We start from the raw sequence: 15,115 nt of genomic DNA on the forward strand, positions 1-15,115 counted from the left end.
GTCCGTTCTTGTGTTGATGCGTTACCTACCTATGCGTACAGATTTGCAAGTAGAATGCATGCGCTCATAAGCACCACGATTCCCGCTGCAATTAGCTCATGTTTTCCCATGTGAAAGGGATACAGCCTGCTGCGCTCATACGTGGGCGCAAAGCAGCGTGCTTCCATTGCTCCTGAAAGTGCGTCTGCATGGCGCAGTGCGCTCGTGAACAGGGGAACTAACAGTGACAGCAAAAGCGGTATGCGCGATCGCTTACGCAGGTAAACGCCGCGGCTTATTTGTGCAGCGTATAAATGGTGAAGTTCTTGCGCTAGTTCAGGCAAAAAGCGCAATACAATTCCAAGCATGATGCCAATTTCGTGAGCAGGCACTTTGAAGCGCGTGAGCGGCATCATCAGACGTTCCGTTGCATCGCTAATATCCAAGGTGCTGGTGCTCAGCGGAATAATGCTTGCTGATAGCAACAATACAATCATACGGCAGCCGAAAAATAAGCTTGCATGAATTCCATCGTCAGTAATTCGCATAAAGTTCCAGGTAAACACAACATTTCCTGTTTGATGTGCATACAAATTGAGCAGTGCGCTTATCACAACAAAAAACACCAGTGGCAACACCGCACGCATGATGCTTCCTATGCGTATGCGCGTTAGTGCAAGTAAAATGCCTAGTGAAACTACGCAAAGCGCAAGGGAAAGCGGCGTAGAGGCGTTCAAAATCACAATCATCAGCACCAGCGAAGCTAGAATTTTGAAGCGCGCATCCAGGCGATGAATGATACTATTGGTGTCGCAGTACAAATCTTGACCTGGTAATTTACCCATGCTGCGCTGCCTTGTGGTTAAGAATGTATGCTAGCTGTTCTGCAAGTTCATGTGTCGTATGCGCAGTAGGATACGTAAGTGGAATGCCTTGTTTTCGCAAGCGTGCAGCACATGCGTATAGATCTGGAATTTCAAGCCCAACAGAACGCAGCGTGTGTTCGTTTTCTGGTGAAAAGACCACTTCAGGCGTATCAAAACACAGTTGCTGTCCCTTGTTCAGCACCAGCACACGCGAGCAATATTGTGCAAGGTCGTTCATATTGTGTGACGCCATAATAATGCTCACACCTTCAGAATTCAGGTTTTTGAACAGCTCTAACAGCGTACGCTTTGCAGCAGGGTCAAGCCCAGCAGCAGGTTCATCAGCAATTACGTAGTGAGGTTGCATTGCTAACACACCTGCAATTGCAACACGCCGCTGAATACCCCCCGATAGCTCAAAAGGGCTTTTGTGCATATATTCTGACGGATTAAGATGAACGTGCTCCAGTGCCCATGCAACGCGTTTATTCACTTCATGAGGAGTAAGCCCTAAATTACGTGGGCCAAAAGCAATGTCTTCGGCAACGGTTGGTGCGAAAAGCTGTCGTTCAGGATATTGAAAAATCAGTCCTACGCGCTTAATAATTTCTTTCTTGTGTTTTTTGTTGTGTGTGGAAAATCCATCGACGCTTACTGTGCCACATGTGGGTGTGAACAGGCCATTCATGTGCTGCAACAGGGTGCTTTTTCCACTGCCGGTGTGCCCTGCTAAGCCTATGAACATTCCTTTTTCAATTGAGAAAGAAACGTTTTGCAACGCCCAAGGCGTATGAGGAGTTTCGCCCCATTGTTGAGCGCTGGTAGAGTGGGGTGGGGGAGTTTGTGCAGATGGTATGGCCGAAGTAGTTGGTTCAGATGGCACTGATGACACGGCAGGCATGGCGTTTCTCGCGGTTGCTTGTTGGTTGGTGGTGTTTTTCTCGTATGGGTTCATTTCTCCAGATGAGTTACCTGTTTGCTCCATGTGAGTATCATATGCTTGGTCGTGTTTGCTCCTGCTTTTGTTCCCAGTGCCGTTTCCATGAATCACGTACTTATTTTCGTTATGGAGTGCGCTTTCAGCCACAAGACGGGCGCGCTGCCTGCGTGTAAGCGTTTGATAGGTAAAACTTACCTCTGTGAATGTAATTGACATAAAGCGTCCTCAAGCTGCGATTGCGTTAGTGTTGTTTCAAAATGAAAGCCTTGTTTATTAAGCTCCGTTATCAGTTCTGCCGAAAACGGTAATTCTAAATGCGACGTTGCCAATGCGCGCCAATGGCTTAGCAAGTGCTGCGGTGTTGTATCAACAGAAAGATGTCCCTTATCAAGAATTAAAATACGTTCAGCATGCAGTGCTTCTTGTATATCGTGCGTAATCATGATCAGCGTGATTCCTTGTTTATGCAGTTCACGGCAAATTTTTAGAAGCCCTTTGCGCCCGCGCGGATCAATCATTGATGTTGCTTCGTCAAGAATAAGAACGCGAGGATGCATTGCCAGCGTGCCTGCGATGGCAAGGCGCTGTTTCTGTCCGCCCGATAATGTTGCGGTGTTTCGTTTCTCAAAGCCACTCATACCAACTGCTTCAAGCGACTCGCTCACGCGCTGTTTGATTGTTTCTGCAGGTAAACATAGATTCTCAGGACCAAACGCAACATCGTTTTCAACGCGTGTTGCTACAATTTGATCATCTGGATTTTGAAATACCATGCCTGCGCATGCTCGAATAGTGCGCACATTGTGTTCGTCACTTGTACATAACCCGTCTACCTCAACGCTTCCCGATGTAGGTTTAAGCAGACCATTTATTAGTTTTGCAAGCGTCGATTTACCCGAACCGTTTGCGCCCAGTACGCATATAAATTCGCCATGTGCAATATCCAGCGTTATATTATGTAGTGCAGCGTGGTTTTCGTTATAGGAAAAACCAAGATTGCGTATGCGTATGATAGGGTTATCGCTGGTCACAAAAGCACTCCTTCAGCTGCTTGTGAATGTGTCACGCGTTGTTGTCACGCTTTATACATAAAACATATAGAGCGTTAATGAGGCACAACGCACTGCTATCGGTATTGCACATTATTTAGAGTTGCGGGATGAATACTTGTGCAACAATACTGCAATACTTTTATATACAAGCGCACTTATTATAGAATTCAACAGCACCTTTGCAATATTAAATGGTAGAAGTATAGGAATAATCATAGCAATAATACTTTGTAGCGGTGCACCGGTGTAAATAGGTGTTACTACGAGATTGCCCAGTAAAGCAACTATAATCATTGCCAAACTTCCAATACTGAATCCAACAATAAGCCTTACGGTTGAAATGTGGCCATTTGAATTTCTTGTTTTTCCAGCTAAACCAAGGGGAACAAGGTATGCGCATGCGCACGCAATGGTCATAATGCCGCCCCAAATATTACTTGTTATAAATACATGCGCGATAACTGATACAAAACTAATAATGCAGCCTGCAAGTGGTCCAAAAGCAAACGCACCCATTACAGCAGGAACAAATGACGGGTCGTATTTCAGAAATGGTGCAGCTGGGAACAGTGGTATTTCAATAAACGAAAGAACAGTGCTAATGGCTGCCATAAACGCCATGGTAACAAGTTGTTGCGTATTCCAGCGTGCTGGAAGTGTACCTTGTGAAGTTTGCATAGTTTCTCCTTTTGCGTTACGTTTTCTTGTTGATTTAAGTTTCGTGATGCAAAAAAAAGCCCGCAGGAATATACCTACGGGCTTTGGAGATATCGCGCGAATGTGCTACGACTGACATCTGCCTCTTTCATCCGGACTATACCGTTGGTTTCGGCTTTTCACCGAATCTACTGTGTGTGGTTGTACAAGCCACACTACACACAGCTCGCAGACTTCAGATTTGATGCGCATGTATTGGATAAAACCATGTAAACGCAGCATTCTGTTACCGCCAGTGAGGAATTTCACCTCGCCCTGAAACATAAATCCATCGAGGATGAATTTTATTCGCACATGTTTGAAAACGCAAGTATTATTTTCTGAGTATTATTAAAAGCACTTAAAACGGTTCGCAATACAGTCCTGTTACAATGGCGGAGCTTTTATCCATGTGAGCATGCCGCAATATCTGTCTCCTTTCTTTGTTAGTGTCATAAATGCTGACAGTGCGGTATTCGTGTCTATGCGATAACTATGTGTTGTATCGTTGTCATATGTGCTGGTAACACCCTCATAATCGCCGATCATACAGGCACCAAACGCTGCAAGCGAGGAAAATGGTACTTTACATTCCAAATATACATATGCCTTTTCGCAGGGAAAACTATGTACTTCTTTGAGGTTTTCTGCGTCAATCACATGGCCATCAGATGCTCTGATTGTGAGTGCACAATTTTCTAAAGCATTACACCAACTTCCAAGGTGAGGCTGATATTTAAATCCTGCGCGTGTAAGAGCTGCGTATATAGTGGCTTGTTGCACACGTGCAAAACTTGCCAGACGAAGTATTTCCTGTTCGTTAAACTGTAACGTGTCATCATTGGCATTCGTACGAAGGGTGTTTGCCCTTTGGTGTCTCGTGGTTTGTGTAGGTGCTCCGTTGCTGTTATGGGCACTTCCTTGCGATAGTCCATAGCCGTTCCCGTTTATGCTGCTTATGCTGTTTGCGGAGTTGTTTTCGCTCGTGTTGTTTGCAGCGCTTGCGCTAGCAGAGCCTTTGTTTGCATCAAGAATAGCTTTCGCGTTGCTTTCCGCGGCTGTTCTATCTGGGGAGTGCGTTTTGTCGGAATTGGTACGGTTTAAGCTGGGAGTGTTTCCAGTTTTGCTTCGATCGTGCGCATTGTGGGCACTGCTTGTATGCTGCGGATCATGTAATCGGTCAAGCGCGTAGGCACGCACAAACGAAAACGGCTGCTGTTCAAGAATATAAGGGCTGCATACCGTAAGGATAGTAAGTGCAAGTGTGCTCTGAATCAGAAAGCATGCGCTGGTAAGCACTTTGATTTGTGGTGTCAATGGTATTTTGGTACGCCATAATTTGTACAAGCCAAGCGGCCAACACAGCGCAATCGCAACTACTATCGTTTGCAGTTCGCGTAAAGAGGAATGAATGGTTGAGTTAGGAGTGTGTGTACTTGTATGCCCTGGTGGTGTGTTTTTCAATAATACATGTATCCAACGAGTGAGTTTATTGCCAGTATTCGTTTCGAAGTCAGGCGGCGTACTGCTTACGTCATTATCATTGTTATACTGAAGAGATTTTGTACTTATATCAGCAGATAGACTACTGGTTGCAGCGGATGATGTGGGCTCGTATAGTGCATCGAGTGCCTGTTTTAAGGAGAGCGCATGAGTGTGATGATGAGCTTGTGTGATGTAGGTGTCGTTTTCTGGTGGCGCTGACACGTGTGTCGTTATCGTAGGGCTTGATGAAACAGGTACTGTTGACGATAGAGATGGGTTAAATCCTGCTGATGGTAGCGATGTTGACGTTTGCGCTGGTAATGATGTGGTTGACTGCACGAGAGATGGTGAAGCACACGCTGGTGGTGTTGGTGATGTTACGGGTTGTAGCGCAGTGACTGGTGATACATTATGCGCGTGTGATGGTGTGCTTTCAAAAGGAGACGTGTGGTGCATAATCGGTGTTTCGCAAAGAGAAGCGTTCGATTCAACTGGACGTTTGAGCGAAGTGGCATCATCAGGCGTATTCGATGTTATTCCCTGCTCAAAACTCCTGTATAGACAAGGTGTCATTGAAGCATAATCTCGAAGCGAGGTGTCATATATAATAGGCGGATTTAATTGTAATTCCTGTTCAGAAGTCTTATCGGCATATAAGTTGCCTGAAGGTGATGTCGGCTTAACAGCGCTTTGTGCGCTCGGTGTATCTGATACTAACGATTGATGCGTAGCTTTTTCGGGAATAGGCATACAGGAAGTGTTGCTCATTCGCTGTCCGCAGCTTGGGCAAAATAAGCGTTCATTGGAATATGTGGTGTTGCAGTTCGAGCAATACATAACAATCCCTTTCTTGGAGATGTATGTATCGTATGGAACAAAATACGCCAAAAACACGCCAATAACACGCGAATAATACGCCATAAGGAAAATTTATGTATGATGAGAAATGCAGACTTTGAATTTTATATTTAATTGTGTACAATATGCAAGTAATACAATAATATAGTTTGATTCATGCACTCCATCCCCATTTTACGCAATACAACTGGAGTAGCTGAGGTGAATGCATGGGCGGCAAAAGGGGACGGTATTATGTCTGAAGAACCTACATTTGAACACACGCAATTGTTCGATCATGAGCTTTCACCTGAAGAAACTGTGCAATTACGCAATCAGCTCTGTTTTCCGTTATATGCAGCTGCTAAAGAAGTAGTACGACGTTATGGGCCTATTTTGGACGACTTGCAGCTTACGTATACGCAATACATTACCATGATGGTATTGTGGGAAAAAAAGACCGTTTCAGTAAGTGAACTGGGTAATGAGTTGTATCTTGATTCTGGTACGCTGACGCCGTTGTTAAAGAAAATGGAAGCAAAAAATCTTGTTAAGCGAACCCGCAGCGCAAAAGATGAGCGTCGCGTAGATGTAAGCATTACGCCTGATGGCATGGCACTGCGTGAACGTGCGTTTTGTGTTCCCGTGAAAATGGGGTCGTGTATGCATTTAAGCGATGCCGAAATGGCACAACTAGCGTACTTGCTGGATAAACTTATTCGTAACGTGCGTAAATCGCAGACTGATAGCAGCTGTTCAGGTGTTTCTGCTTAAGTATCTGTACACGTTGATTCACACGTGGGTTCATATGGATGCACGTTGCTTTGCGTGCTGATTCATGTGGGTGTTTATAACAACCTTACGCGAATAACGAGTCGACACCTTAAGCAAACATGATTATTATCACACCAGTTCATTACAGAAACTGATATATCCTACGCAGTAATCGTATTAGAATCGCATTAGTGTTGTGTGATTGCGACATAAAAACGCAAGGAGTGTTTCGTGAAACATATTGCGGTAATTGGAGGCGGAGCGGCTGGCTTATGTGCAGCTATCAGTGCTGCATTTCAGGCGCGTGCGTGTAACATACCTGTTCAAATACATGTTTTTGAAGCTCACGCCAAACTAGGGCATAGTATTTTAGCAACAGGGAACGGACGTTGCAATATTTCGCATGAGGCATTTTTGTCGTCTGATGAACAGCAAGCTTTGCATGCGTGTACAGGAGCTGCTCCGTGGGATCTTGGCTCGTGCATGTCATCGATGGGCGCAAATAATATCTGTGAACAGGAAAAATACACAGAACAAGCGACACAAGCACTACCGTACCTTCAAGAATCACAGCTTGCACAGCATCCACACAACGCATGTGCTACGCAAACCATACACGATGTGCAGGGCGCATCAATTACATGCGGTGTACGTGATCAACACACTGCGTACAACCCACAAGCTGCGCACAACCCACAAGCTGCACACAATTCGCAGGCTGCGTACACATCTGTTCTTTCAGGATTCCCTTGTGATAGCAACAATCCATTGCATCATTTTCATAATAGTGCTTTCGTAAAAACAGCACTTGAGCGCTTGCAACAAGCGGCATTGCATGGTGAAATTGCCTGTATTCCGCATGCGCATGCGAACTCATATGATGCTGCACTATCATTTTTCTCGCATCTTGGACTGGTGTTTCGCTGTGATGATCAAGGTTGGTTGTTTCCGTATAGCAATACTGCAAAAACAGTACGTGAACTGCTTATTGAGACAGCACAGCGCTTGGGCATCGTTATGCACGCGTCAACGGAAGTGAGTGAGCTTGTGGCGTCGAGCTCTGTACTATCAGACGCTACATCATTTACTATTACCACGTCAGAGGGAAAAAAGTATCCCGCTGATGCCGTTATTGCAGCGTGGGGAGGAAAGCACAGCCACACATCGCTTGCTCTGCTTGGTCACAGCGTTAAAACAGTGCCCTGCGTTCCTGTTCTTGGCTCGCTTATCTGCACGTATCCCAATCTTAAAAAGCTTGACACCATACGTTTACGCGCACAGGTGCACATTGTGCGCACACAGAACAATACCTCGCGCATTATAGCTTCTGAACAGGGAGAAGTACTGTTTCGTTCCTATGGCGTATCGGGTATCGCGGTGTTTAACGTGTCGAGGTTTGTGCATGCGGGCGACGTTGTAAGTATTAATGCGCTGAACATGCCAATCTCTGAGGCAACAGAATTTCTTAAACATAAGCTTGAACAGGTAAAAATCCTTAACACAAAAGCCTGTTGGAACGATGTGTTGTATGGCATGTTTCCTGCTGCTTTTGTGGATGTGCTCTGTGCTCAGGAAATTTCCAACAATGCGTCACCTGCGTGTGTGGCGCGTGCCTTGTGTGATATGCGGCTGCCTATCGAAAGTGTTAAAGCAGATCAGTGCCTTGTTATGCGCGGTGGAATTGCCATAAACGAGGTCGATGCGCAAACGTTGCGCGTGTCGAACAGCTCTGCTTTGTATGCGGTGGGCGAAGCACTTGATGTTGATGCAAGTTGTGGTGGTTTTAATTTACATTGGGCTTGGTCAAGTGGTATATTAGCAGGTGCTTGCGCAGTAAATACGTGGCGCGATGCTTCGTAAGGAACAAACATATGATAGAACTTGTTCAACTTCGTTTAACACCTGCTCAATGTGGGTATGTTCCACATCAGAATACATCGTGCTGCGATGCATCCACAACAGCTTGCAGCAGTGCATCCAAGGAACAGCGCTGCGATGCGTCTAAAACTTCTTACGACTGTTCGCGTGGATTATCGCAAAGCCATACTCACGAGAGATCAGGCTCTGTAGGATATTCTACAGCCTCAACGGGGAGTGTGTCTCCTTTTAAGCCTGTTGAGTTTCCTAAGCTTACAAGCGCTGTTGCGCGTGCATTAAACATTTCTGAATCGTTGCTGAATCATGTTCGTATAACACGATGCAGCATTGATGCGCGTAAGAAATCAACACCTCAATTTGTGTTTTCGTGCGTGCTTGCACTTCCTGCCGATATTGAAGAAAAATTGCTTTCTCAAAAGCGGTTTCATCACAATGTTACGGTGCGTGAGTATAATCCTGTTCTGCCGCTGTGCATTCATGAGCGTTATTCGATGCATGCAGGCTTGCTTTATGCCACATCTGAACAGTACAAACAGTCAGCACATCAACACACCTACCACGCTGACCAGAATGAACAGCTACTAACTCATCACGAACAGCCGCCAACCCAGCACGAACAACTTTCAAACCAGCTTGAACAGCCGCCAACCCAGCTTGAACAGCCTTCCAACCAGCATTCTGATAAACATATTCGGATCGCCGACCGCAAACGCATTGTGGTGGTAGGCCTTGGACCTGCTGGTTTGTTTGCTGCACTCTACCTTGCGCAGGCAGGCTTGCAGCCTTTGGTGCTTGAGCGCGGTGCTGGTATCGACGAGCGCGTGCGTATTGTACAAGCGTTTCGCAACGGCGCTGTTTTAAATGAGCTTACTAATATTCAGTTTGGTGCTGGTGGTGCTGGTACGTTCTCCGATGGAAAGCTATCTACAGGCACGAAAAGCCCGTTCATCAAGCATGTATTGCGATGGCTTGTGAACGCTGGTGCACCCGAGGAAATTTTGTGGCGCGCAAAGCCGCATATTGGCACCGATTTGTTGGTGCACGTAGTCAAAAACCTTACGCGCATGCTTGAAAATTGGGGAGCTGACGTGCGTTTTAATACGCAGCTTGTAGAGTGGAGTTTAAGCGATAACCGCATCGATACTGCTACGTTTATGGACGTTCACACCAAGCAGCTTACGACATGCAAAACTGAAGCATGTATTTTTGCGCCGGGCAATTCGGCACGTGATACCTTTGAAATGGCGTTTCGTTCGGGCATCTCGATGCAAGCAAAGCCGCTTGCAGTGGGTGTGCGCATCGAGCATCCTCAGCAGCTTATCAATAATGCCCAGTTTACGACCGCACATTCACATGATTTTGGTGCAGCTGATTATAAATTGGCGTGTGCGTGTTCGCAGGGTCGCAACGTGTATACCTTTTGTATGTGTCCTGGTGGAGAAGTGGTATGTGCGTCAAGCGAAGCGAATCATCTGGCGGTGAACGGCATGAGTGAATTTGCACGTGATACTCCATTTGCAAATAGCGCATTGCTGGTGAATGTTCGTCCACGTGATTTTGCTGATGGTCTAGCCAATTCTGATGAGTGTGTTCATCCACTTGCAGGTGTGGCGTTTCAGCGCGCCCTTGAGAAAAAAGCCTTTGATTGTGCACTTCAAGCGGGCGGCACGCCGTATCAAGCGCCTGCGCAAACCGTGGGCGATTTTCTTGATAATTGCGTCAAGCACACGCATTTAACCACGTCATACGCACGCGGTGTGGTGGCGTGCAATATGCGAGACGTGCTCCCCACTTTTGTGAGTGACGCGTTGGAGGAAGGTCTGACGCGCCTTGCACAGCGGTTTTCACCTTTTGCGGATCGTGATGCTGTGCTCATTGCGCCAGAAACGCGGTCATCGAGCCCTATTCATATTGACCGTAGTACTTTTTATCAGGCATATTATAAGCATTCGAGCGTTTCAACAGGTATTTATCCTTGTGGGGAAGGCGCGGGTTATGCAGGTGGCATTATGAGCGCTGCAGTGGACGGCTTGCGCGTAGCTCAGCAGCTTGCTGATACGTATTACCACATCGCGCCTGCAATCGATCCTCAGACATCATCTGTTACACCTGCAATCAATCCTCAAGCGTCATTCGCTGCGCCTGCAGTTAATACTCCAGCATCACCAGATGCGCCGCATTCCACGGCACATCACGAAAGCGATGCACTTCAACACTGTTCCACCTGGGTACAGGGCATAGATGTCCTGCGTGCAGGTAAGCCAGCTATTTTCCCTACCGATACCGTTTGTGGCCTGGGCGTTTCTGTATTGCACGCCTCTTCACCTTCTATTTTATATACGTTAAAACACCGTCCTGCTACTAAACCTATCGCGTGGCTGGTGGGTTCATATACCGATGTATATCGTTACGGAACATGTTTACCTCCGTGGATTGACGCCGTTATTAAGACGTTTTGGCCTGGGGCGCTTACGCTTATCGTGAAAGCATCTCCGCAGGTGCCGCGTGCGTACGTGTCGCCACAGGGAAGCATAGCGCTTCGTATGCCTGCTTCATTTGACGTGCTTGATCTTATCCATGAACTGGGAAGTCCGTTGTGCACAACCTCGGCAAATATGTCGAGTGAACATGATGTTGCCAGCTTGGCTGACATCGATGAGCATTTACGACATAATGTGTCTGCTATAATGGGGACATCTGCACTGCACGGATCAGGGCTTGCATCAAGTGTCATTGATTGTACACAGTCGCAGTTACGTTGTTTGCGTGAAGGCAGTATTTCGCTGGCAGATATTCAGCGGATTATCGATGCCGAGCAGTGATGTGCACCCGGTAACGTTACGTGAAGTGAACGGTGAGAATGCAATTTTATGTAGCGCGAACAGCGATGATGCAATTTCGCGTAGCGTGAACGGTGAGATTGTAATTACACGGAGAACTACCTGCGCCAATGCAACACTACGTTGCATCCAGCTGCGCCAGTGTAACGCCACGTTGCATTACCGGCGACAATGCAACATTACTTGGCACCAGATGACACAATGCAACACCACCTGCCACCAGGTATTACACTACAACAAGGAGTGCGCATGAAATCGTTATCGTTTACTATTCCATCTGCGCGGTTACCTTATCAGCTGCATTGTTTGTTGTGGGTGCCTGATGATCAGGATATTCCACTGACTCTTGCGCGTGTTCCACAGTCGTATGATGAAGAACACGAGGACGCTACCAGCGTAAACACGTCAGCGCCTGCAAGCGCCAATTATGTTCCCGCATCCAAATCCGCCATGCCCGCTCAATCCGCCGTGCCCGTACCACCTGCACTCCCTCGCGTTCGTGGCACGATACAGCTCATGCACGGCATGTGCGAGCACCTTGGACGATATTCCCATGTAGCGCGCCAATTAACCGCGCAGGGCTATGTTGTTTTTGGCATGGATATGCCTGGTCATGGTAAAAGCGTTCCCGATAATACGGAGCTTGGACATATTCCGCTTAAAGAAGATGTTGATGGTCTTCTGGCCGATGAACATACACTCTTTACGCTTGTGAACAGCTGTTATGCATCGTCTACGCCGCATTTTTTGCTGGGGCATTCGCTAGGTAGTTTTCTGGCACGAGCATTTCTCGCGCGCTTTAAGCCTGATGTGAGTGCCGTTGCCCTTACAGGAGCAGGCCAAGTAAGTCCTGTTCTGCGCATTGTAGGAAGTGCACTTACACGTTTGCTGATAGCGCTGCACAACGAACACTATTGTTCGCGTTTCATAGATGCACTCGGAGCAGGAGCTTATGCGAAAGCGTTTCAACCCGCGCGCACGCCTTTCGACTGGTTATCGCGAAATCCGCAGGTTGTCGATGCCTATCTGCACGATCCGTTATGTGGAGCGCCTTTTAGCGTTTCATCCTATTTGGTAACAAGTCATGTGTTGCGCGCGATTGCTACTGAAACGCCGCGTATTTTTTCTAAACAGCACGATTGTCAGGCATTACAGACGTCACAAGCCGCAGAATCACCACAGACCGCAGAATCACCACAGACCGCTGGATCGACACACGCTTTTAGCACGTCACAAACCCCACATCCACACATTCGGCGTGAAGAAACCTGTACTATTACGTCATTTACGTGCGCGTCCGCACCCTCATCTGATACCTTTGCTCACGTTGCAATTTTGTTTTGCTCAGGTATCGACGATGTGGTTGGTAATCGTGGAAAAGGGGTTATGCAAGCTGCGAAGTCGCTGGTCAAAGCAGGATTTTCACGCGTGACGGTTCGCTTATACGATAACGCGCGCCATGAAGTGCTCAACGAAGATTGCGCGCCCGACGTTGTTAGCGCCATCGTTGCATGGTTTGACGACGCTGCACTCCACGTTCCCGCAGGTCAACCGCCTGCGCAACCAAGCAGCACGCACGAAACAATTGCGGCCCCACCATCCGTTCCCCCACGTCAGAAGGCATAACATGGACAAGTACATCATCGCGTTAGACGAAGGCACCACATCGGCACGCGCGTGCCTGGTGAACGCGCAAGGGCACATATGCGGCTTCGAGCGTAAAGCTATTCGCCAAATTTATCCGCAACCAGGTTGGGTTGAACAGGACGCGTATGAAGTATGGAATGCGCAGATAACAGCACTGAATGCTTTGTGTGCACGATTTCAGTTATCCGTGAAACAAATTGCAGGTATTGCGCTTACTAATCAGCGAGAAACAACAGTCGTGTGGGATAAGCGCACGGGGAAGCCCTTATGCAACGCCATCGTATGGCAATGTAGACGTTCATCAGCTATTATTGACGCGGTGTGTGGCGATCCTCTTGTAGCGCACAACGTGCAAATGTGCACAGGGCTTATTCCCGATGCATATTTTTCAGCAGGAAAAATTCGCTGGATTCTCGATTCAATACCTCAGGCACGTACCCTTGCTGAACAGGGTCATTTGGCGTTTGGCACTATCGATTCGTGGATTTTATGGAACCTTACAAAAGGAGCGTGTCACGTTACCGACCCTACGAATGCGTGCCGCACCATGCTTTATAACATAACCGAACAGTGTTGGGATAGCGCCATGCTGCAACTGTTCGACATTCCTCATTCCTTGCTGCCTGATGTTGTACCGTCATCAGGAGAAATTTGTACTATTACCTGCGATTGCGCTGCTTTAGGTGCGCGCGTATGCGCCTGTGTAGGCGATCAACAAGCAGCTCTTTTTGGGCAGTGTTGCTTTGAAAAACAGCAGGCGAAAACTACTTACGGCACGGGATGTTTTCTTCTTATGCATACGGGAAACAAGCCGTATTTCTCCAGTTCAGGCTTGCTTACAACCCTTGCAGCGCTGCCTGCTGGCACACGTGAGGCGCAGTATGTACTGGAAGGCAGTGCGTTTATGGGTGGCGCGCTTATTACGTGGCTTCATGATGCGCTTGGCATTGTGAAGGATGCGCGAGATGCCAATGCTATTGCGCGTGCGTGCCCAAGCACCGAGGGTGTTGTCGTTGTACCTGCGTTTACTGGTTTGGGAGCGCCGTATTGGGATGCCCAAGCGCGTGGCGCGATTGTAGGTATCACGCGGGGAACGCGTGCGGCTCATATTGTACGCGCCACACTTGATTCTATTGCATATCAAGTGTACGACCTGATAGATGCTATGCAAATCGATTGCGGTATGAGCATTAAAGGTATGAACGTTGATGGCGGCGTGTGTGCAAGCGATGTGTTGATGCAGTTTCAAAGCGATGTACTAGGAAAACCGTTGCGCCGTTCCCATAATTTGGAAAGTAGCGTATTGGGGGCAGCGTATTTAGCAGGCCTTTCAACAGGATTTTTCGACTCGCTTGACACGTTGCGCTCGTTTCATGAAACTGATACGTTTTTTATGCCGAATGCGTCGCGCGAATATGCGCAGGGGCTCATCGCGCAGTGGCATCATGCTGTTGCCTGCGTGCGCCACCACCATTAACATACGTGTGGTACTATGACGACAGCTTTACACGGTATGTATGTTACTAAACGTTCCATAATTTCATAACGAAAGGGATATTATGCTTATTTCGCTTGCAAGTGATCATGCAGGGTTTGATATGAAACAGCAGATCAAAGAATATTTAACACAGCAAGGACATACGGTTATCGATCGCGGACCGTCAAGTGATGCGCGCGTTGATTATCCCGATTTTGCACAGGTGGTTGCGCACGATGTGGCGCATAATCAGGCGCAACGTGGAATACTCGTGTGTGGAACTGGTATTGGTATGGCCATATGCGCCAATAAGGTGCCTGGCATTCGCGCCGCCAATGTTATCAATCCGCAATTTGCGGTGTTGTGCCGCGAACACAACGACGCTAATATCATTACACTTTCAGGGCGTTTTGTAGATGTCGATACCAACCGCCAGATTGTTGATGCGTTTTTGAACACCGAATTTGCTGGTGGGCGTCATAGTGCTCGTGTGGAAAAAATGATGGCACTCGATGCACATGCGGACGCTTCTCCTGCTCACGACACGCAGCAAGGACAGTAGCCCGCTTCGCCCTGTTTGCTGCCGTACGCAGTGAAATTTATACCAGTAACAGAAAAAATACTCCTCTCACGCGCTTTTCGGT

Annotated in this window: 11 protein-coding genes and 1 riboswitch; of the genes, 6 read left to right on the forward strand and 5 right to left on the reverse strand. The window is 47.5% G+C overall.

The window, feature by feature from the left end; translation table 11 throughout:
- Window positions 1-29: 29 nt before the first annotated feature.
- The 5 genes from HMPREF3190_RS04190 to HMPREF3190_RS04210 all read right to left on the reverse strand — a co-directional run bounded on the left by HMPREF3190_RS04190 (window position 30) and on the right by HMPREF3190_RS04210 (window position 5,939).
- On the reverse strand, window positions 30-824 hold the full coding sequence (locus HMPREF3190_RS04190) for an energy-coupling factor transporter transmembrane component T family protein (RefSeq protein ID WP_066780690.1): 795 nt from the start codon (window positions 822-824) through the stop codon (window positions 30-32).
- Window positions 817-2,001 carry an ATP-binding cassette domain-containing protein gene (locus HMPREF3190_RS04195; RefSeq protein ID WP_066780692.1) on the reverse strand — a complete coding sequence of 395 codons (1,185 nt, stop codon included), beginning with the start codon at window positions 1,999-2,001 and terminating at the stop codon, window positions 817-819. The genes HMPREF3190_RS04190 and HMPREF3190_RS04195 overlap by 8 nt, the downstream gene beginning before the upstream one ends.
- Window positions 1,977-2,816 carry an energy-coupling factor transporter ATPase gene (locus tag HMPREF3190_RS04200; protein WP_449676182.1) on the reverse strand — a complete coding sequence of 280 codons (840 nt, stop codon included), beginning with the start codon at window positions 2,814-2,816 and terminating at the stop codon, window positions 1,977-1,979. Before HMPREF3190_RS04200 ends, HMPREF3190_RS04195 begins: the two co-directional genes overlap by 25 nt.
- A 111-nt stretch (window positions 2,817-2,927) precedes the next feature.
- Complete coding sequence (locus tag HMPREF3190_RS04205) at window positions 2,928-3,515, reverse strand: ECF transporter S component (protein WP_066780694.1); 588 nt, start codon at window positions 3,513-3,515, stop codon at window positions 2,928-2,930.
- 115 nt (window positions 3,516-3,630) lie between these two features.
- Window positions 3,631-3,821, reverse strand: a riboswitch (FMN riboswitch).
- A 99-nt stretch (window positions 3,822-3,920) separates the two neighbouring features.
- On the reverse strand, window positions 3,921-5,939 hold the full coding sequence (locus HMPREF3190_RS04210; protein ID WP_449676184.1) for a hypothetical protein: 2,019 nt from the start codon (window positions 5,937-5,939) through the stop codon (window positions 3,921-3,923).
- Window positions 5,940-6,110: 171 nt separating this feature from the next.
- Here HMPREF3190_RS04210 and HMPREF3190_RS04220 point away from each other — a divergent pair, with 171 nt between their 5' ends.
- The 6 genes from HMPREF3190_RS04220 to rpiB all read left to right on the forward strand — a co-directional run bounded on the left by HMPREF3190_RS04220 (window position 6,111) and on the right by rpiB (window position 15,033).
- On the forward strand, window positions 6,111-6,629 hold the full coding sequence (locus tag HMPREF3190_RS04220) for a MarR family transcriptional regulator (protein ID WP_082715156.1): 519 nt from the start codon (window positions 6,111-6,113) through the stop codon (window positions 6,627-6,629).
- Window positions 6,630-6,860: 231 nt separating this feature from the next.
- A complete protein-coding gene (locus HMPREF3190_RS04225; protein ID WP_066780697.1) occupies window positions 6,861-8,489 on the forward strand; it encodes an NAD(P)/FAD-dependent oxidoreductase in 1,629 nt (542 codons plus the stop codon).
- A gap of 11 nt (window positions 8,490-8,500) precedes the next feature.
- Window positions 8,501-11,329 (forward strand): FAD-dependent protein, encoded by a 2,829-nt coding sequence (locus HMPREF3190_RS04230; protein WP_066780698.1) that lies wholly within the window; start codon window positions 8,501-8,503, stop codon window positions 11,327-11,329.
- Between the two features lie 267 nt (window positions 11,330-11,596).
- On the forward strand, window positions 11,597-12,973 hold the full coding sequence (locus HMPREF3190_RS04235) for an alpha/beta fold hydrolase (RefSeq protein ID WP_066780699.1): 1,377 nt from the start codon (window positions 11,597-11,599) through the stop codon (window positions 12,971-12,973).
- A 1-nt stretch (window position 12,974) separates the two neighbouring features.
- Window positions 12,975-14,471 (forward strand): glycerol kinase GlpK, encoded by a 1,497-nt coding sequence (glpK, locus tag HMPREF3190_RS04240; RefSeq protein ID WP_066780701.1) that lies wholly within the window; start codon window positions 12,975-12,977, stop codon window positions 14,469-14,471.
- Window positions 14,472-14,553: 82 nt separating this feature from the next.
- The gene (gene rpiB, locus HMPREF3190_RS04245) at window positions 14,554-15,033 is read left to right on the forward strand and encodes a ribose 5-phosphate isomerase B (RefSeq protein ID WP_066780703.1); all 480 of its coding nucleotides are present in this window, start codon (window positions 14,554-14,556) and stop codon (window positions 15,031-15,033) included.
- Window positions 15,034-15,115: the final 82 nt, after the last annotated feature.

It is taken from the genome of Umbribacter vaginalis (genome assembly GCA_001552935.1).
In the GTDB taxonomy this organism is placed as follows: domain Bacteria; phylum Actinomycetota; class Coriobacteriia; order Coriobacteriales; family Eggerthellaceae; genus Berryella; species Berryella vaginalis.